Source organism: Amycolatopsis balhimycina FH 1894, assembly GCF_000384295.1.
In the GTDB taxonomy this organism is placed as follows: Bacteria; Actinomycetota; Actinomycetes; order Mycobacteriales; family Pseudonocardiaceae; genus Amycolatopsis; species Amycolatopsis balhimycina.
This window is the reverse complement of record NZ_KB913037.1, coordinates 10,630,921-10,648,748: the sequence shown is the minus strand read 5'-3', so window position 1 is coordinate 10,648,748 and position 17,828 is coordinate 10,630,921. Positions and strand designations below refer to the sequence as shown.

Here is a 17,828-nt window from a genome sequence, read left to right as displayed (position 1 = left end):
GAGAGCCCGGACGTATAGGTCGTTATACACATGCCTCAGCCGGCCGGGTCTTTGCCGTCGTGGGCGGTCCAGCCGCCCTGGCTTTCGGCCGCGGCGACATCGGCGTCGGCGGTCGCGGTGTGGGTCATCGCGGCGACCGTGCGCTCGAGGCCCTGCTGGACCTCGTCCCCGTCGGCCTCGCGGACGCTGTGCAGCGTCACGGTGATCTCCGAAGAACCCGGGCCGTCGTCGCGGATGCGCAGTTCGCCGTGGTAGTCGTCGGGGCCTTCCGCGCCCCACGACAGCGAGCGGGTCGCCGGGTCGGTGCGCAGCCATGCCTCCCCCGCGACGCGCTCGCCGTGCACCTCGGCCTCGACGTGGACGCTGTCCCCGCCCTTCGGTTCGGCGACCTTCATCTCCGGGAAGTAGCGGGGCAGGTTTTCGGGGTGGCTCAGGAACGCGAACAGCTCGTCGGCCGGGACGTCGGCGGTCACGGTGTGGCGGTACTCGGTCATCGTCGGCTCCTCCTCGGTGGTCCGTGAAGGGGCCGGTTACCCGGGCCGGTCCGGCACAACCGGGCGTCAGTGCATCGAACGGCCGCGCATTAAACCGCCGCGCGCGGGGAACCCGGAAACCATGGCGCGCACCAAACCCGCAGCGCGGGTCCCCAAGCCGGGCCCCGCTCCCGTGCAGGGCCTGGGGATGCTCATCGGCCTGCTGTTCCTCGTGCTGGGCGCGTGCGAGCTGATTCCAGGGGTCACTGTCGGCGACGGGCCGGCCCGGGCCCTGTTCGGCGTGTTCGCGGTGTCCACGGCGTGGACGGTCGGGCACCTGCTCACCGGCGCCGCCGCGGTGTTCTGCACCCGCTCGTCCGGCCTGTCGAGCCGGTTCCTCCTCGTGGCCGGCGCCTGCTACGCCGTGCTGGGGATCGCCGGGCTGCTGCCGATGCCGGCGGCGTTCGACGACGTCCTGCCGATGAACACCGCCGGGGTGTGCCTCGCTCTCGGCCTCGGCACGGCGATGCTCATCCTCGGCGCGGGCTGGCTCCGGCGCCGGCCGGGACGGCAACGCTGACGACGTCGTCGGGCCGCGGGAACCGCACCAGCACCGCCGTGACCAGTACCGCCAGCCCGAACAGGACGTAGCCGTTGCCGGTGAGCTGCTGACCGAAGTTCCACCGGTTCTCGACCTCGCCGCCGCGCGGCCACCACCACTGCGGCCCGGCTGCGAACAGCACCGTGCCGATACCGGCCAGGACGGCGAACCCGCGCCGTCGCGTGCGCCGGGCCAGCTCCGCCCAGCCGAGCAGGACGACCACGGCCCAGACCCAGTGGTGCGTCCAGGAAATCGGGGACACCAGCAGCCCGCCGACGGCGTTGAGGCCGAGCGCGACGGTCGTCTCCCCCGCGGCCAGCGCGCGCCGCACGCCCAGCGCGGTCAGCAGGAGCACCACGGCCACCAGCGGCAGCCACCACGCGGTCCGCGCGTGGGCCGGCACCCCGGTTCTGGCCAGCAGCCCCAGCAGCGACTGGTCGCCGGCGTACGTCGGCTCGCCGACCCGGCCGGTGTCCCACAGCGCGCTGGTCCAGTACCGCACCGAATCCGCTCCGGCGAGCAGGAACCCCAGCGTCGTCGCCGCCACGAACGTGACGGCGGCGGTCAGCGCGGCCCGGCCGTCCCGGCGGAGCAGGAAGTACAGCAGGAACACCGCCGGGGTCAGCTTCACCGCGGCGGCGAGGCCGATCAGCAGGCCGCGCGGCCACCGCGGGGTGTCCACCAGGACGTCCAGCACGACGAGCGCCAGCAGCAGCAGGTCGAGCTGGCCCGCGTACACCGTGCGCAGCACCGGCTCCAGCACTTCGGCCGCCAGCAGCAGCACGGCCACCCGCCGCCAGTCGCACCGCTTGCCGAGCGCGCGCAGCACGGTCGCCAGGACCAGGGCCAGCACCCCGAGAGTGAGCAGGGTGAGCGTCAGGCAGGCGGCCCAGTACGGCAGCACGGCCAGCGGGGCCAGCACGATCGCCGCGAACGGCGGGTACGTGAAGAGCAGGAACTGGCCGTCACCGGTGGGCGGCAACGTCCCGTACAGCGCCCGGCCGTGCAGCAGCGCCGCCGACCCGAGGCGGTAGACGTCGAGGTCGACGCGGAAGGCCGGGAACCGCACGCGGCCGTCGTTGTACGACACGAGCAGCGCCGCCAGCACGAGCGCCTGGGCGCCCAGCAGCACGTACTTGTTCCCCAGCCAGGCCCGCACCCGTCGTCCCCCTCCGGTCACCACTGGCATTCTGTCGGCTCCCGGCTCCGGCACCATCCGGGTATCCCCCGGTATCGACCCCGGGAAAACCGGTTGCCCCCCGTGTCACCCTGGGCGCATGGGGACTCCGGGCGGCTTCGCCTACGACGCCGGCGAGCACGGCATCGTGACGATCACCCACCACGGCCGTCCGGCCGGGACGCTGCGCGGGACCGCCGCGGCGCGGTTCCTGGCCGCCGTGGCGCGGGGTGACGACCAGCAGCTACTGATGGCCCGCGTCACCGGCAACTACAAGCACGGCAACGAACGCCGGGCGCGCGAACACCCGCGCAACCGCGGACGCTGACTTTCTCCACCGTTCGGCGCAAGCGGCAGGGCCGGATGGGTTAGCATCTCGCTCCGTGCCGACCTCGCCAAAGATTCACGCCAATCCCAACATCGGCTTCGCGTGGCTGAGGATGATCGGCGCGATCACGGTCATCGTCGACCACAGCATGCCGCTGCTGCACCCGCAGCGGCTGACGATCTTCCCCGCGTCCTGGCACATGTCGCCGGGGTACATCGCGCTGATGGGCTTCTTCGCGATGAGCGGCTACCAGATCCAGGACAGCTGGACGCGCGACCCGTCGTGGTGGCGGTTCGCCGCGCGGCGGTTGCTGCGGATCATGCCGCCCCTGGTCGTGGTGCTGCTGGTGACGGTGTTCGTCATCGGCCCCCTGGTCACGACGTGGCCGGCGCACGACTACTGGACGCACATCCAGACGTGGCGCTACCTGGTCGGCACGACCGTGCTGTTCTACATGCAGCACGACCTGCCCGGGGTGTTCAGCGGCAACCCGTACCCGTTCTCGGTGAACGGCGCGATCTGGACGTTGCCGATGGAGATGCTCGGCTACGGGCTGGTGCTCGTGGTCGGCGTGATCGTGCTGATCGGCGTGCCGCGCCTCGTCCTGTTCCTGGTCCTCGGCGGCATGGTCTACACCGACAGCGTGCTGCGGGCGACGTTCGAGTACCACGGGGCCGGCGGCTCGCTGCTGGTCGTGCCGATCGGGTCGACGGTGTCGTTCCTGGTCCCGTTCGTGCTCGGGATGGTGCTGCACGCCTACCGCGACCGGATCCCGCTCAAGCCGTGGGTCGCGCTGGTCCTCTTCGGCGCTTACCTGGGGTTGAGCCAGACGCCGACGAGCCGGTACGCGCTGGCGCTGAGCGCGGCCTACGGCGCGATCACGCTCGCGACGCACTGGCCGCGGAAGCTGGAGGCCGCGGGGCCGTACGTCTACGGCAGCTACGGCACCTACATCTGGGGTTTCCCGATCCAGCAGCTGTTCATCCTCGCCGGGGTGCGGCAGGTGTGGCTGCTGATCCTGCTGGCCGTGCCGGCGGCCTATCTCGTCGGGCAGCTTTCCTGGAACTACGTCGAAAAGCCGACGCAGCGGCTGCGCCGGCACCTGCGGCCCCCGGCGCCGGTGCGGCAGCCCGTGCCCGCGCCACCGCAGCTGCCGGCCACCGCGGCCGCACCGCTGCGGAGATCTTGAGGTCCGCGGCCGGAGTTCGGCATGCTGGCGCCGTGACCTACGACGTACGGACGATCCGCAAGCACTTCCCGGCCCTGGCCGAGGGCGCCGCCCACTTCGACGGACCCGGCGGCTCGCAGGTCCCCGACGTCGTCGGCGAGGCGGTGGCCGGCACGCTGTGCGCCGCGATCGCCAACCGCGGCGTGGTCACCGACGCCGAGCGCCGGGCGAGCGCGGTCGTCGCCGAAGCCCGGCAGGCGGTCGCCGACCTGCTCGCCGCCGATCCGGCCGGCGTGGTCTTCGGACGCAGCATGACCCAGCTGACGTACGACTTCTCCCGCACGCTGGCCCGGAACTGGGGCCCGGGCGACGAAGTCGTGGTCACCCGCCTCGACCACGACGCGAACATCCGGCCGTGGGTCCAGACCGGCGCGACCGTGCGCTGGGCCGGCTTCGATCCCGCGACCGGCGAACTCGCGCCGATCGGCCCGCTGCTGTCGGAGCGGACCCGGCTGGTCGCGGTGACGGCGGCGTCCAACCTGCTGGGCACCCGCCCGGACATCCCGGCGATCGCGGCGGAGGTACACGAAGCGGGCGCGCTCCTGTACGTGGACGGCGTGCACCTGACTCCGCACGCGGCGGTCGACGTCGCGGCGCTCGGGGCGGACTTCTACGTGTGCTCGCCGTACAAGTTCCTCGGACCGCATCTCGGGGTGCTCGCGGCGGCGCCCGCGTTGCTCGAGACGCTGCACCCGGACAAGCTGCTGCCGTCGACCGACGCGGTCCCGGAACGTTTCGAACTCGGCACGTTGCCTTACGAGCTGCTGGCGGGGACGACGGCGGCGATCGACTTCCTCGCCGGGCTGGTGCCCGGTGCGGGCTCACGGCGTTCGCGGCTGGTGGCGTCGATGGCGGGGTTGGAGGCGCACGAGAACGCGCTGCTGGCTCGCCTCGACGCCGGTCTGGGTTCGCTGCCGGGAGTCACGCGGTACGGCGCGCCCGAGCGTCACCGGACCCCGACGGTCCTGTTCTCGGTGGACGGAGTCCCTTCGCGGGCGGTGTACGAACATCTCGGCACGGCCGGGGTCAACGCTCCGGCGGGCAGTTTCTACGCGATCGAGTGTTCGCGTCACCTCGGCTTGGGCGACACCGGTGCGGTCCGGGCCGGAATCGCGCCCTACACAACGGAAGCCGACGTCGACCGCCTGCTGGCCGGGCTGGAGTCACTCCCCCGCGACTGACAGTTCGTGAAGGCCACCTTGAGGAACTTGAAGTTCCTCAAGGTGGCCATCACGAACTTGGGCGAGGCCGGGTGCGGCACCGCATGTCGTGAACGACTCTTTCCTGACGTCGGACGAGGTGAACGAGTCGTTCACGGCACCGGGCGGGGTGGCGAGCCGGGACTTCTCCCGGCTCGCCACCCCTGACTCACGGCACCGGGGCGTAGCCCGACGGGCGGGCCGTGAACGTGCCCCGGCCCTGCGTGCGGCTCCGCAGCCGGTTCGCGTAGCCGAACAGCTCCGCCAGCGGCACTGTCGCCGTCACCACCGCGGTGCCCGCCCGGACGGCCGAGCCTGCCACGCGGCCCCGCCGGGCGGCGAGGTCGCCGAGCACGCCGCCGACGGCATCGGCCGGCACGGTCACCACGACTTCCGCCACCGGTTCGAGCAGCCGCAGCACGCTCGAGCGCAGCGCTTCCCGCAGGCCGAGCCGTCCCGCCGTCCGGAACGCCAGGTCCGACGAGTCCTTCGGGTGGGTGGCCCCGTCGGTCAGGGTGACGCGCAGCCCGGTCACCGGGTGCCCGCCCAGCGGTCCCTCGGCCAGGGCGTCCCGGCAGCCCGCCTCGACCGCGCGGACGTACTCGCGCGGCACCCGGCCGCCGACGACCGCCGAGGCGAACTCGAACCCGTCGTCCGCCGGCGAGACGTCCAGGACCACGTGGGCGAACTGGCCCGCCCCGCCGTCCTGCTTGACGTGGCGGTAGACCAGCCCGGTCACGCCGCTGACCACCGTCTCGCGGTGCGCCACCGAAGGACGGCCCACCGCGACGTCCAGCCCGCGGGCCCGCCGCAGCTTCTCCACCGCCACCTCCAGGTGCAGCTCACCCAGCCCGGACAGCACCGTCTGCCCGGTCTCCGGGTCGACCCGGACGACCAGCGACGGGTCCTCCTCGGCCAGCCGCGCCAAGGCCGACGTCAGCCGCTCGCCGTCGCCCGCGCGCCGGGGTTCGACGGCGACCGAGACCACCGGGTCCGCCGTCACCGGCGGCTCCAGCAGCACCGGCTCGCCGGGTGCGCAGAGGGTCGCGCCGACGCGTGCCGCCTTCGGCCCGGCCACCGCGACGATGTCGCCGGCCACCGCACTGTCCACTTCGGAATGCCGGTCGGCCTGCACGCGCAGGACCCTGGCGATCCGCTCGGTGCGCCTGGTGCCCGCGTCCCGCACCTGGTCCCCCTTTCGCAGCGTTCCCGAGTACACCCGCAGGGACGTCAGCCGTCCCGTGGCCGTCGAGACGACCTTGAACACCAGCGCGGCCAGCGGTGCGGCCGGGTCCGCCGGCCGGTCCGGCCGCACCGGCGCGACATCCGCCGGCGACGGCAGGTACGCGACGACGGCGTCGAGCAGGGGCTCGATCCCGCGGTCGCGGTAGGCCGCCCCGCACAGCACGACGAGCCCGTCGCCGCTGAGGGTCAGCTCTCGCAACGCCTTCTCCAGGGTCTCCGCCGACACCGTGCCGGTGGCACAGAACTCGTCGAGGGCCACCGGGTGCAGCTCGGCGACGGCCTCCTCCAGCGCCCGGCGACGGCGACGGGCCTCGGCGACGAGGTCGTCGGGAACGTCCGTCAGGCGCAGCAGGTCGACGACGCCGGTGAAGCCGTCCTCGCGCCCGATCGGCAGCTGCACGACCAGCGGTGCCGGGTGCAGCCTCGCCCGGATCGAGGCGACGGCGGCGTCGAGGTCGGCGCCCGCGCGGTCGAGCTTGTTGACGAAGGCGATCCGCGGGACGCCGTACCGGTCGGCCTGCCGCCACACGGTTTCGCTCTGCGGCTCGACACCGGCCACGGCGTCGAACACGGCGATGGCGCCGTCGAGGACCCGCAGCGCCCGCTCGACCTCGTCGGTGAAGTCGACGTGGCCGGGCGTGTCGATGAGGGTGAGCCGGTGGCCGTCCCAGGCGCAGCTGACGGCCGCGGCGAAGATGGTGATGCCGCGGTCGCGTTCCTGCGGGTCGAAGTCGGTGACGGTGGTGCCGTCGTGGACCTCGCCGGTCTTGTGGGTGGCTCCGGTGCGGTGGAGGATCCGTTCGGTGACGGTGGTCTTGCCCGCGTCGACGTGGGCGAGGATGCCCAGGTTGCGGACGGTGGACAGGGTGTGAGTGCGCACGGCACGGTCCTTCGGGAGGATCGGCGGGTCAGGACGGCGCGATTCCCCGCGACGCCGTGCGTCCACAGTGGAGGGAGCAGGGGTGCGTCACGGGTTCCGGTGCGGGCCGCGCGGCCGGCACCGGGCGTCCGGGGACACCAGGATCACCTCGGACCGCGACCGGGGAGCGACAGCGATGCGGTGACGCACGGCCGGCTCCCTTCGTTCGACGCGGTGTGGTGGTTCCGGGGCAGCGTAGCGGCGGTACGCCACCCGGCCAACAAGTTTTCCGGAGAGCGGCCCGCGTGTGCGAGCATGCCGTGGTGGCCGAGACGGACATGGGCAACCTGGCGGGTGCGACCGAAACGGCGCTGATCGTGCCGGTGCCGGCCGCGGACGCCGTGGTGGGGGCCTACCGGCAAGCACTGGACCACGCGGCGGTCTGGGGTGTCCCGGCACACGTCACGATCATTTATCCATTCCTCCCACCGGACAAGATCACCGAGGCGGTGATCGGCGAGCTACGAGACCTGCTGGCCCCGGCCGGCTCCTTCCCCTGCGTGTTTTCGCGGGTCTCCTGGTTCGCGCAGGACGTCGTGTGGCTGGCTCCCGACCCGGCCGAGCCCTTCCGGGCGTTGACCCGGCTGGTGTGGTCCCGGTTCCCCGAATGCCCGCCGTACGGCGGTGCGCATCCCGAGGTGATCCCGCACCTGACCGTCGGGAGCACCCGCCGCGGTGAGCTTTCCGCGCTGCGCCGGGCCGCCGCCGACGTGCGGGGGCAGCTGCCGGTCCGGGCCGACGTCGACCGGGTGCGCTTGATCGCCGGGACGATGGGCGTGCGGTCGTGGCGCACGGTGGCCGAGTTCGCGCTGGCGGGTGCGTAGGCGCCGAGTCCCGGTCAGCCCTCGGCGTGCCCGGCCGCGAGCCGCACCGCCGACTCGAGGTCGTTCACCCGCGGGAAGCCACGGTCGCCGAGGTGGTCCCAGCCGGGGCCGGCGGTGCCCACCGCGCGCCCGAGGCCGCGCACCCGGTCGGCCAGCAGGTCATCGGCCGTCGAGGGCGTCATGGACCACAGCAGCACCAGCACCGGGTCGAGCCGGACCGCCAGGTCCGCCAGCGTTTCCGCGGGCACCTGCCGGCCCGCGTACGCCACCGGGACGCCGGCCTCGGCCAGGGCCGCCCGCAGCGCCTCCATCGGCAGGGAGTGCCGTTCGGCGGGGCAGCAGGCCAGCAGCACCGGACGGGCGGGCACGGCCGCCGGGAACCGGCGGCCGAACCGTTCGAACGCCAGCGAGATCTCCGCCGTCAGCGCCCACTCCGGCGCGAAACACGGGTCGCCGCGCTGCCAGCGGTCGCCCAGGCCGCGCAGCACCGGCGCGAGGACGTCGGTCCAGGCGGCGGCCGGGCCCAGCGTGTCCAGTACGTCGTCGAGCAGCCCGGCGAGCGAGGCGTACCGGAGGTCCTCCGCGGCGTCGGCGAGCTCGCGGATCCGGTCGGCCGCCGGCACGCCGGGCTCGGCGGACGGCCGGCCGCCGAAGGCCGCGGCCGCGGCTGATCGCACGGGCATCCCCCGCGCGATCAGCCGCTGCATGTGCTGCAGGCGGCGGACGTCGGCGTCGGCGTACCGGCGGTGCCGTCCGGCGGCGGGCGGGCCGATCCCGTACCGCGCGCTCCAGCTGCGCAGGGTCACCGGCGACACGCCGAGCAGCTCGGCGACCTTGCCGGGCGCCCAGGCTCCGGCGACGGGCGGCGCGTCGTTGTCGGGTTCCACCGTGCCCCTTCGCCTCGCGGACCGCGAACTGCCGAAGTTTAGCGATGCCCGCGTCGGCCGACCGGCGAAGACACACAGGCCGCGGTGGGAGCCGGCGCCGGTGGTCCGGCCCTCGTCAACCGGATCCGGCCGGACTGCATCCGCCCTGCTCGCAGCAGCCGCGCGCGCCGGTCTTGATCACCCCCTCGGCCCCTGGTTTCGCGCCTTCGCGTTCGCTAGCTTGACGGTGATCGCAGTTTTCTGCGCCATCGCCGGGCGGCGCCGCGGGGAGCAGCCGGCCCGGCCGTTCCAGGGGGATACACCGTGTCCAGAACACCCCTGCGCGGGGTGAGACGGCTGTTCGCCGTCCTCGCCGCCGTGCTGACCACCGCCGCCCTCACCGTGCCGGCCGCCCACGCCGACGGACCGCGGCTGATCATCACCGCGTCGGCAGGCGGCGCGGCCCAGCTGGTCGGCAAGCCGTTCCCGATCACGCTGACGCTCACCAACACGACCGACCAGCCGCTGACGAAGGTCACGGTGTGGGACGAGCACCTCTCGGGCTCGTGGCTGTCGATCCAGGACTGGGCGGGCCTCGGCGGCAGCCCGCAGGCCGGCGTGACGCTCGACCCGGGGGCCACCCGGACGTTCACGATCACCGCCATCGTCTGGAGCTGGAACTCCGGTGTCCCGCAGGAGCGGTTCCGCAGTGACTGGGCCCAGGGCGGCGACCTGGTCGTGCCGCTGCTCGACCCGACGACGACCCACGGACCGGCCTCCGGTGTCGTCTACGGCGACCGGAACGAGAACGGCGCCTTCGACGCGGGCGAGGGCCTGCCCGGTGCCGTCGCGTACCTGTACGGCACAGGTCCCGGCAACCCGATCGAGGCGACCACCGACGCCGGCGGCCGGTTCACCTTCACCGGCCTGCCGGCTCAGCGCTACGGGGTCTCCACCCGTCCTCTGCCGGACGGCTGGGTGAACGACGGCCCCCAGCAGTACGTCGACGTCGACGGCAGCGCCCCCGGGCCCGCGGTGCAGGTGCGCGCGCTCCGGCCGTTCTCCGAGAAGGTGCACGCGACCGGCTCGTTCGACCGCGGCACCTACCAGGTGGGCGACACCGTCCAGGTCACCTTCACCCTGACCAACGTCAGCGGCGGCGACCTGCACGGGATCACCGGGGGTTGTGACCGCTTCGGGTCCTCCGACCACCTGCTCGGGTGGGACGGCTGGACCGACATCACCGCGCCCGGCGGGTTCGACCTGGCCGCGGGCCAGACGCGGACGTTCACCGAAACCGGCACCGTCCCCGAGGCCGCCACCACCTACGGCTCGTTCTACCTGGCCTGCGACTTCGGGCCCAACCCCGGCCCGGGCGACGGGCAGCCGAGGGTCGACCTCTTCGCCCACGTGCCGGCCCCGCCGGGTGCCACCGCGGGCGTGATCTACCACGACGACAACGGCAACTACACGGTCGACCCGGGCGAGCCGATCACCGGGACGGCGGTCGAGCTGGTCGACCGGGTCGACGGCTCGGTCACCGCGACCACCGTGTCGGACGCGCAGGGCCACGTGGCGTTCGTGAGCGTCCCGGCCGGCCCGTACAGCGTGCGCGTCGACGGCTGGCGCCCGGCCGACGACGCCGCGGACGTCGCCGTCGGCACCTGCTGGAACTGCGGGCAGGAGTGGGACCTCCGGTACCAGCGCTGATCACCGGGCCGCACCGGACCGGACGCACCGGCTGGTCCGGTCCGGTGCGGCGGGTGCCGGTCGCTCCGGACACCGCGATCACCCGGGCAGTGACGGAAAACTCGCGAGATTCCCCTGGACGCCAGACTGCGCCACGGCCGGGAAAGGCCCTAGGGTTCGCATCATGAAGGTCGGCTTGCTCACCCGCGAATATCCGCCGGAGGTCTACGGCGGCGCCGGGGTCCACGTGGAGTTCCTCGCCCGGGAGTTGCGGCCGCTGGTCGACCTCGACGTGCACTGCTGGGGCGCCGACCGCGCGGACGCCACCGGGCACACCGATCCGCACGGCTACGGCCAGCCCGCGTTCACGACCATGGACATCGCCGTGTCGATGGCGAACGCCCTCGAAGGCCACGACCTCGCGCACAGCCACACCTGGTACGCGAACCTGGCCGGGCACCTGGCGAAGCTGACGCACGGCATCCCGCACGTCGTCACCGCGCACTCCCTGGAACCGCTGCGGCCGTGGAAGGCCGAGCAGCTCGGCGGCGGCTACCGCGTCTCGTCGTGGATCGAGCGCGAGGCCTACGAAGCCGCGGACGCGATCGTCGCCGTCAGCGGCGGCATGCGCCGGGACGTCCTCGCCGCCTATCCGGCGGTCCCGCCCGAGCGCGTGCACGTGATCCACAACGGCATCGACACCACGCTCTACCGCCCCGACCCCGGCACCGACGCGCCGGCGAAGCACGGCATCGACCCGGACCGGCCGTACGTGCTGTTCGTCGGCCGGATCACCCGGCAGAAGGGCGTCCCGCACCTGGTGCGCGCCGCCGCAAAGCTCGACCCGGGCACCCAGCTCGTCCTGTGCGCCGGCGGCGCGGACACCCCCGAACTCGACGCCGAGTTCCGCGGCCTGGTCGCCGAGCTGGAGAAGACGCGCACCGGCGTCCGCTGGATCCCCGAGATGCTGCCCCGCGACGAGGTCGTGCAGCTGCTCTCCCACGCCGCGGTGTTCGCCTGCCCGTCGGTCTACGAACCGCTCGGCATCGTGAACCTCGAGGCGATGGCGTGCGGCACCCCGGTGGTGGCCAGCGATGTCGGCGGCATCCCGGAAGTCGTCGACGACGGCCGGACCGGGCTGCTGGTGCACTACGACGAACAGGACCCGCAGGGGTTCGAGGCGGGCCTGGCCGCCGCGCTGAACGAAGTGGTCGGCTCCCCGGACCGGGCCGCCGCGATGGGTGGCGCCGGGCGCGAGCGCGCGGTCGGCGAGTTCGGCTGGAAGGCGATCGCCGAGCGGACGGTCGCCCTCTACGAAGCGTGCGGGAGGTCGTCGTGAACACTGGAGCCGACGTGCTGGGCATCGTGCTCGCGGGCGGCGAGGGGAAACGGCTGATGCCGCTCACCGCCGACCGCGCCAAACCCGCCGTGCCGTTCGGCGGCACGCACCGGTTGATCGACTTCGTGCTGTCGAACCTGGTCCACGGCGGGTTCCGGCGGCTGTGCGTGCTGACGCAGTACAAGTCGCATTCGCTCGACCGGCACATCTCGACGACGTGGCGGCTGTCCGCGCTGACCGGCGAGTACGTCACGCCCGTGCCGGCGCAGCAGCGGCTCGGCCCGCGCTGGTACCAGGGCAGCGCGGACGCCATCCACCAGAGCCTCAACCTGGTCTACGACGAGAATCCCGAGTACATCGCGGTGTTCGGCGCGGACAACATCTACCGGATGGACCCCCGGCAGATGCTGGACGCCCACATCTCGTCGGGCGCCGGGGTCACCGTGGCCGGGATCCGCGTCCCGCGGGCGGAGGCGAGCTCCTTCGGCGTCATCCGGACCACCGACGGCCTGATGATCGACGCGTTCATGGAGAAGCCCGCCGACCCGCCGGGCCTGCCGGACTCCCCCGAGGAGTCGTACGTGTCGATGGGCAACTACATCTTCACGACGAAGGTGATGCTGGAGGCGCTGCACGCGGACGCCGAGAACGCCGCGTCGCACCACGACATGGGCCGCGACATCATCCCGGCGCTGGTGAAGTCGGGCGAGGCCGCGGTCTACGACTTCACCACCAACGTGGTGCCCGGCGAAACCGAACGCGACCACGGCTACTGGCGCGACGTCGGGACCATCGACAGCTACTACGACGCGCACACCGACCTGATCTCGACGCACCCGATCTTCAACCTCTACAACCGGAAGTGGCAGATCCTGGCCCACCCCGGCCAGCGCGCGGCGGCGAAGTTCGTCGAGGGCGGCTCGGCCAACCAGTCGATCGTCAGCAACGGCTGCATCATCTCCGGCGCCCAGGTCGTCGACTCGGTGCTCTCCCCCGACGTCCTCGTCGAGCAGGGCGCGGTGGTCCAGGGCTCGGTGCTGCTCGACGGCGCCCGCGTCGGCCGCGGCGCGGTCGTGCGGCGGGCGATCCTGGACAAGAACGTCGTGGTGCCGCCGGGCGCGCACATCGGCGTCGACCTGGCCCGCGACCGCGGGCACTACCACGTCAGCGAAGGCGGCATCGTCGTGCTGGGCAAGGGGGAACGCGCGATCTGAGCCCGGCTCAGGAGCGGGCGGCCGCCGAGATGCGCTCGACCACCTGGCGGGGGTCGATCCCCCAGCGTTCGGCGAGTTCCGAGATCGACGCTCCCGCCGCGTACTCGGCGGCGATCATGCTGTTCACGACGCCTGCCACGGTTCACTCCTCGAGCGCGGGTGCACGGGCACCCGGGATGCTACATGTTCGTTGCGGACGTCGAGCAAAGTGCCATACGTCAGCGGAGGCGGTCACCGCGCGGGCGCCACGCCGCGACGCCGCAGCCGACCGCCGCGGCCAGGAACACCGTGGCCGCCGCCACCGCCCACGCCGCGCCCGTCGTCGCCGCGAGGTAGGCCTGCGCCACCGACACCGCCGCATACGTCACGGCCAGGCCGAACCACGCCCGCCCCCCTCGCATCGGCCGTCCCCCTCGCCACCCCAGTCCGGTCTTTGCCCGCTCACCGCCCGGTTTTGCCCGGCTCGCGCGCCGGATTCGGCGTATTCGCCCGCGTCGCGCTGAACACCGCGTCGAAGATCGGCGTCGGCTCACCTTCGTCGCGCTCCGGCCCCTCGTCCGCCGGGGTGCGCTTTTCCTCTCCCACGCGCCCAGTTTCAGCGACGCACGCCGATTTCGCTCGGGCAACACCGAAAATCGCCCACCCGGGGGATCACCCGCTCGTGCACCTTTTCCGGCCATTTTCGGAAGATCAAAAAAGATTCCGCACCGGCCATTTTCACGGGCCGCCGGGAATAACCCCGGCCGGCCGGGGATTGCACCCGGCATGAAAGCAGTGATCTTCCGCCGCCACGGCGGCCCCGAGGTGCTGTCGCTGACGGAGCGGGCCGTCGCGGACCCCGGCCCCGGCGAGGTCCGGGTGCGGATCGTGGTGTCCGCCGTCAACCCCACCGATTGGAAGGCGCGCGGCGGCATGCGCGCCGAGCCCGGGGCCGAAATCCCCGAGACGGTGCCCAACCAGGACGGCGCGGGCGTGGTCGACGCGGTCGGCCCGGACGTCACCGGGTTCGCGCCCGGGGACCGCGTATGGCTGTTGCTCGCAGGCGCGCACGGGCCGTCGTCCGGCACCGCGCAGGAGTACACGGTGCTGCCGGCCGCGAAGCTCGTCCGGCTGCCCGACGGCGTCGGGTTCGACGAAGGCGCCGGGTTCGGCATCCCCGCGCTGACCGCGCACCGGGCGCTCACCGTGGCCGAGGACGGACCGGCCCGGCTGGCTCCCGGCGCGCTCGACGGCCGGACGGTGCTGGTCAGCGGGGGCGCGGGGGCGGTCGGCAACGCCGCGATCCAGCTCGGCCGCTGGGCCGGGGCGACGGTGATCGCCACGGTCAGCTCCGAGGAGAAGGCGGCCCTCGCCCGTGCGGCCGGCGCCCACCACGTCGTGCGCTACCCCGACCCGGAGCTCGCCGCCCGGATCCGCGAAGCCGCGCCCGACGGCGTCGACCTGGTCGTCGAGGTCGCCATGGGGGTCAACGCGAAACTGCACACCGAGGTGCTGCGCCCCCGCGGCACGGTCGCCACCTACGGCGACGACCGCGGCACCGGAACCGTCAGCCTGGACTTCGGGCCGAACCTGATGCTGAACGCGCGCTACCAGTTCCTCGTGCTCTACACGGTGGGAGCGGACAAGCTGCGTGCCGGCGCCGAAGACGTCACCGCGGCACTCGCCGACGGCGCGCTGCGGCTCGGCGAAGACCACGGAGTGCCGGTCCACCGGTTCGCCCTGGCGGACACGGCGAAAGCGCACACCGCCTCGGAAGAGGGCATCACCGGAAAGGTCCTGATCGACGTCACCCCGGCCGGCTGAGGCAGGTCCGTGAATGGCACATTGAGGGTCCATCCATGCCCCCGCCACCACCCTCAACGGAGGCGCTGACGCGCCCCTGCGTCAATTCAAGTCCCTCAATGTGCCATTCACGGCTGTCAGCGCGTGCGGAGACGCTCCCCGGGCAGGCCGATTTCCTCCTGCAGGGCGCGGCCCGCGAGCAGGCGACGGCCGGCCTCCGGGTGCCGGTCCAGCGCGGCGCCGAGGCCGAGGAGGGCCCGCGCTTCTTGGGCGCGGTAGCCGATCCGGCGCGCTGTCGTGAGAGCCAGGCGGTAAGCGGACACCGCCGACGCGGGGTCGCCGAGGGCGAGGGCGGCCGCGCCGAGGCTGTTGGCCGCCATGGTCAGCAGCAGCGGGTGGTTGAGCCGCCCGAGGATCGCGCACGCGCGTTCGGCGTGCGCGTGCGCCTCCGCCGGACAGCCGTCCGCCAGCAGCACCTCCGCGGCGTCGATGCGGCTCCACGCCTCTCCGAACGCATAGCCCGCCTCGACCGCCGCGCACACCGCCTTCTCCGCCACCTCGCGGGCTTCCCCGAGCCGGCCGAGCCGGGCGAGCACCAGGCCCAGCTGCGCCGTCGCGAGGACCGCGCCGTCGTCGTCGCCGAGTTCCTCGCGGATCGCCCGGGCGCGTGCCGCGGAGGTCAGCGCGTCTTCGTACTGCCCGAGGACCTCCTGGGCGTTGCTGAGGTTGCCCCAGGCCAGGCACGCGACGACGTGGCTGCCCGTCTCACCGGCCAAAACCAGGGCCTGCCGGTAGAGCCGGATCGCGTCCGGGTAGCGGCCGAGCATGCCGTACAGCGCGCCCATCCGGGCGAGCGACGCCGCTTCGGCCGCGCGGTCGCCGCGGTCGCGAACCAGGCGCAAGCGTTCCGCGTTGGCCTCGACCGCCTCGGCGAGCCGTCCGCTCTCCCAGTGCGCGATCGTGAGGTTCGCCAGGCTCTGCTGCCGGGCGTGCGGGTCGCCCAGCCGGTCCGCGGCCCGGGCTCCCGCGCGGGCCAGCGCCGTGAGCTCGTCGCGGTGCCCCCGCTCGCGCAGCGCGGCCACCGCGCGGTCGGCGATGCGCCAGACGTGCTCGTCGTGCCCGCCGAGCGCGGTGACGGCGACCAGGTTGGCGCGCTCGGCGGCGAAGGAGAATTCGCCGTCGCGGTAGTGGTCCAGGAGCCGGTCCAGCGCCGCCGCGGCCTCGTCCGGGTCGGCCACCTCCCGCGCGTGTTCGGCGATCAGGTCGTGGAAGCCGTAGCGGTCCGGCGCGGGTTGCCGGAGCAGGTGCGCGTCGAGCAGGTCCTCCAGCAGCCGCTCGGCCTCGGTGACGCCGGTGCCGTAAAGCGCCGCTGCCGCGGTCACGGCGAAGTCGCCGCCCGGATGGCAGCCCAGCACCCGGAACATCCGCCGCTGGGGAGCCGTCAGGTCGCGGTAGGACAGCGCGAAGGCCGCCGCGACGTCCCGGCCGCCCGCGCGCAGCTCCGCCAGCCGCCGCCGCTCGGAGCCCAGCCGCGCCACCAGGTCGTCGACCGTCCACAGTGGACGTGACTGCAGCCGGGCGGCGGCGATCCGCAGTGCGAGCGGCAAGTATCCGCACAACCTCGCGACGCCCGCGCCGGGCCGTCCTCCGGCCGCGGCCGTGAACAGGGCCTCGGCTTCCGGCGGCGGCAGCACGTCCAGGCCGAGCTCGAGCGCGCCGTCGACCGCGGCGAGCCGGCGACGGCCGGTCACCAGCACCCCGGCACCGCGGTCGCCGGGCAGCAAGGGCACCACCTGGTCCGCCGAGCGGGCGTTGTCCAGGACGACGAGCAGGCGGCGCCCGGCGACCCGCGACCGCCACAGCGCGGCCCGTTCGTCGAGCCCGTCCGGCTGGCGGCTCGCCGGCACGCCGGTCTGCAGCAGCAGCGCGGAAAGCGCCGTTTCGGCCGGCAGCGGGTCGCGGCCCGGCGTGTGGCCGTGCAGGTCTGCGAACAGCTGCCCGTCCGGGAAGTCCCCGGCCGCCCGGTGCGCGACGTGGACCGCGAACGCCGTCTTCCCGACTCCGGCCATCCCGTCGGCCACCACCGGCCGCCCGGCGCGCAGGGCCTCGAGCGCGCGGGTGACCTCGGCCGCGCGCCCGGTGAAGTCCGGGACGTCGTAGGGCAGGAAGCAGTGGCCGGGCGGGGGTTCGTCGTGGAGGAGCTGTTCGTAGAGCGCGCGCAGCGGGGCGCCGGGCTCGATGCCGAGCTCGTCGGCGAGCCGCCGTTTCGCGCGCTGGTAGGCGTTGAGCGCGTCGGCCTGCCGCCCGGCCCGGTGCAGCGCGCGCATGAGCGACCCGACCAGTCCTTCGCGCAGCGGGTGCTCGGCGACCAGCGCGGTCAGCTCCGCGACGGCGTCGCCGTCCCCGCCGTCGGCCTCGGCGGCCAGGCACTGCTCCAGCACGGCCAGCCGCCGCTCCTCCAGGCCCTCGGCGTCCGGGCGCAGCGCGGCGCTGTCCACCCCGGCGAGCGCGGGCCCCCGCCAGCATTCGAGGGCCTTCCGGTATTCGCCGCGCGCGGCGTGCTCCTCGAACGCGTGGAGGTCGAACGCGCCCGGCCGCAGCGTGAACCCGGGTCCGTCGGCGGTGAGGACGTCCGTCCCGGCGCCGGCCGCGACGAGCGCGCGCCGCAGGGCGGTGGTGAGGTTGCGGACCTGCCGCACGGCGGTGGCCGGGGGTTCGCCGTCCCACACGACGTCGACCAGCCGGGACACCGGCACGACCCGGCCGGCGCCGAGCAGCAGCGCCGCCAGGATGCGTTCCTGGCGCGGCCCGGACGGCCCGATCGGCCGCCCGTCGCCGAGCACTCGCACCGGACCCAGGACGCGGAACTCCATGACTCACCCCGCGGGCGAGGTTAACCGGCTTCCCCGCCGCGGCGGTGCGGAAGTGATGCAGCTGTGATGCG

At 73.7% G+C, this 17,828-nt stretch carries 17 protein-coding genes; 9 read left to right on the top strand and 8 right to left on the bottom strand.

Annotation, left to right across the window (positions count from 1 at the left end):
- Positions 1-35 precede the first annotated feature (35 nt).
- A complete protein-coding gene (locus A3CE_RS0148845; protein ID WP_020647443.1) occupies positions 36-494 on the bottom strand; it encodes an SRPBCC family protein in 459 nt (152 codons plus the stop codon).
- A gap of 121 nt (positions 495-615) precedes the next feature.
- On the opposite strand from A3CE_RS0148845, the gene A3CE_RS0148840 reads away from it, so the two are divergent.
- Positions 616-1,053, top strand: a complete 438-nt coding sequence (locus A3CE_RS0148840) for a DUF4383 domain-containing protein (protein ID WP_020647442.1) — start codon at positions 616-618, stop codon at positions 1,051-1,053.
- Here A3CE_RS0148840 and A3CE_RS0148835 read toward each other — a convergent pair.
- Positions 1,004-2,254 carry a glycosyltransferase 87 family protein gene (locus A3CE_RS0148835; RefSeq protein ID WP_245589753.1) on the bottom strand — a complete coding sequence of 417 codons (1,251 nt, stop codon included), beginning with the start codon at positions 2,252-2,254 and terminating at the stop codon, positions 1,004-1,006. The genes A3CE_RS0148840 and A3CE_RS0148835 overlap by 50 nt on opposite strands.
- 97 nt (positions 2,255-2,351) lie before the next feature.
- On the opposite strand from A3CE_RS0148835, the gene A3CE_RS0148830 reads away from it, so the two are divergent.
- From A3CE_RS0148830 to A3CE_RS0148820, 3 genes are read left to right on the top strand one after another with little or no spacing between them, the layout of a single operon-like run.
- Positions 2,352-2,579, top strand: a complete 228-nt coding sequence (locus tag A3CE_RS0148830; RefSeq protein ID WP_020647440.1) for a hypothetical protein — start codon at positions 2,352-2,354, stop codon at positions 2,577-2,579.
- A 55-nt stretch (positions 2,580-2,634) separates the two neighbouring features.
- Positions 2,635-3,768, top strand: coding sequence for an acyltransferase family protein (locus A3CE_RS0148825; RefSeq protein WP_020647439.1), 1,134 nt, complete (start codon positions 2,635-2,637; stop codon positions 3,766-3,768).
- Positions 3,769-3,800: 32 nt separating this feature from the next.
- Positions 3,801-4,988, top strand: coding sequence for a cysteine desulfurase-like protein (locus A3CE_RS0148820; RefSeq protein ID WP_020647438.1), 1,188 nt, complete (start codon positions 3,801-3,803; stop codon positions 4,986-4,988).
- 187 nt (positions 4,989-5,175) lie between these two features.
- Here the strand turns inward: A3CE_RS0148820 and fusA are convergent, their stop codons facing one another.
- On the bottom strand, positions 5,176-7,131 hold the full coding sequence (gene fusA, locus A3CE_RS0148815) for an elongation factor G (RefSeq protein WP_020647437.1): 1,956 nt from the start codon (positions 7,129-7,131) through the stop codon (positions 5,176-5,178).
- Positions 7,132-7,433: 302 nt separating this feature from the next.
- Between fusA and A3CE_RS0148810 the strand changes: the two genes are divergently transcribed.
- Complete coding sequence (locus A3CE_RS0148810; RefSeq protein ID WP_245589752.1) at positions 7,434-7,994, top strand: 2'-5' RNA ligase family protein; 561 nt, start codon at positions 7,434-7,436, stop codon at positions 7,992-7,994.
- A gap of 14 nt (positions 7,995-8,008) precedes the next feature.
- Here the strand turns inward: A3CE_RS0148810 and A3CE_RS0148805 are convergent, their stop codons facing one another.
- Positions 8,009-8,881 (bottom strand): MerR family transcriptional regulator, encoded by an 873-nt coding sequence (locus tag A3CE_RS0148805; protein ID WP_020647435.1) that lies wholly within the window; start codon positions 8,879-8,881, stop codon positions 8,009-8,011.
- A 303-nt stretch (positions 8,882-9,184) separates the two neighbouring features.
- On the opposite strand from A3CE_RS0148805, the gene A3CE_RS0148800 reads away from it, so the two are divergent.
- From A3CE_RS0148800 to glgC, 3 genes are all read left to right on the top strand, one after another.
- On the top strand, positions 9,185-10,570 hold the full coding sequence (locus A3CE_RS0148800) for an SdrD B-like domain-containing protein (protein WP_245589751.1): 1,386 nt from the start codon (positions 9,185-9,187) through the stop codon (positions 10,568-10,570).
- 163 nt (positions 10,571-10,733) lie between these two features.
- Positions 10,734-11,888 carry a glycogen synthase gene (gene glgA / locus A3CE_RS0148795; RefSeq protein WP_020647433.1) on the top strand — a complete coding sequence of 385 codons (1,155 nt, stop codon included), beginning with the start codon at positions 10,734-10,736 and terminating at the stop codon, positions 11,886-11,888.
- The gene (glgC, locus tag A3CE_RS0148790; protein ID WP_043793304.1) at positions 11,885-13,102 is read left to right on the top strand and encodes a glucose-1-phosphate adenylyltransferase; all 1,218 of its coding nucleotides are present in this window, start codon (positions 11,885-11,887) and stop codon (positions 13,100-13,102) included. Before glgA ends, glgC begins: the two co-directional genes overlap by 4 nt.
- 7 nt (positions 13,103-13,109) lie before the next feature.
- Here the strand turns inward: glgC and A3CE_RS59505 are convergent, their stop codons facing one another.
- The 3 genes from A3CE_RS59505 to A3CE_RS57630 all read right to left on the bottom strand — a co-directional run bounded on the left by A3CE_RS59505 (position 13,110) and on the right by A3CE_RS57630 (position 13,687).
- Complete coding sequence (locus A3CE_RS59505) at positions 13,110-13,241, bottom strand: hypothetical protein (protein ID WP_020647431.1); 132 nt, start codon at positions 13,239-13,241, stop codon at positions 13,110-13,112.
- Between the two features lie 79 nt (positions 13,242-13,320).
- Positions 13,321-13,503: a hypothetical protein gene (locus A3CE_RS0148780; RefSeq protein ID WP_020647430.1), complete on the bottom strand. Its 183-nt coding sequence runs from the start codon at positions 13,501-13,503 to the stop codon at positions 13,321-13,323.
- 40 nt (positions 13,504-13,543) lie between these two features.
- Positions 13,544-13,687 (bottom strand): hypothetical protein, encoded by a 144-nt coding sequence (locus A3CE_RS57630; protein WP_020647429.1) that lies wholly within the window; start codon positions 13,685-13,687, stop codon positions 13,544-13,546.
- A gap of 180 nt (positions 13,688-13,867) precedes the next feature.
- Between A3CE_RS57630 and A3CE_RS0148770 the strand changes: the two genes are divergently transcribed.
- A complete protein-coding gene (locus tag A3CE_RS0148770) occupies positions 13,868-14,905 on the top strand; it encodes an NADPH:quinone reductase (protein WP_026469599.1) in 1,038 nt (345 codons plus the stop codon).
- Between the two features lie 116 nt (positions 14,906-15,021).
- On the opposite strand, the gene A3CE_RS0148765 is transcribed toward A3CE_RS0148770, so the two are convergent.
- Entirely contained in the window at positions 15,022-17,757 is a 2,736-nt protein-coding gene (locus tag A3CE_RS0148765) for an AfsR/SARP family transcriptional regulator (protein WP_020647427.1), read from the bottom strand.
- Positions 17,758-17,828 lie beyond the last annotated feature (71 nt).

Coding starts and splice junctions, on each gene's coding strand:
- A3CE_RS0148840 (WP_020647442.1), top strand. CDS start 616: ATGGCGCGCACCAAACCCGCAGCGCGGGTCCCCAAGCCGGGCCCCGCT.
- glgA (WP_020647433.1), top strand. CDS start 10,734: ATGAAGGTCGGCTTGCTCACCCGCGAATATCCGCCGGAGGTCTACGGC.
- A3CE_RS0148830 (WP_020647440.1), top strand. CDS start 2,352: ATGGGGACTCCGGGCGGCTTCGCCTACGACGCCGGCGAGCACGGCATC.
- A3CE_RS0148845 (WP_020647443.1), bottom strand. CDS start 494: ATGACCGAGTACCGCCACACCGTGACCGCCGACGTCCCGGCCGACGAG.
- A3CE_RS0148770 (WP_026469599.1), top strand. CDS start 13,868: ATGAAAGCAGTGATCTTCCGCCGCCACGGCGGCCCCGAGGTGCTGTCG.
- A3CE_RS0148780 (WP_020647430.1), bottom strand. CDS start 13,503: ATGCGAGGGGGGCGGGCGTGGTTCGGCCTGGCCGTGACGTATGCGGCG.
- A3CE_RS0148765 (WP_020647427.1), bottom strand. CDS start 17,757: ATGGAGTTCCGCGTCCTGGGTCCGGTGCGAGTGCTCGGCGACGGGCGG.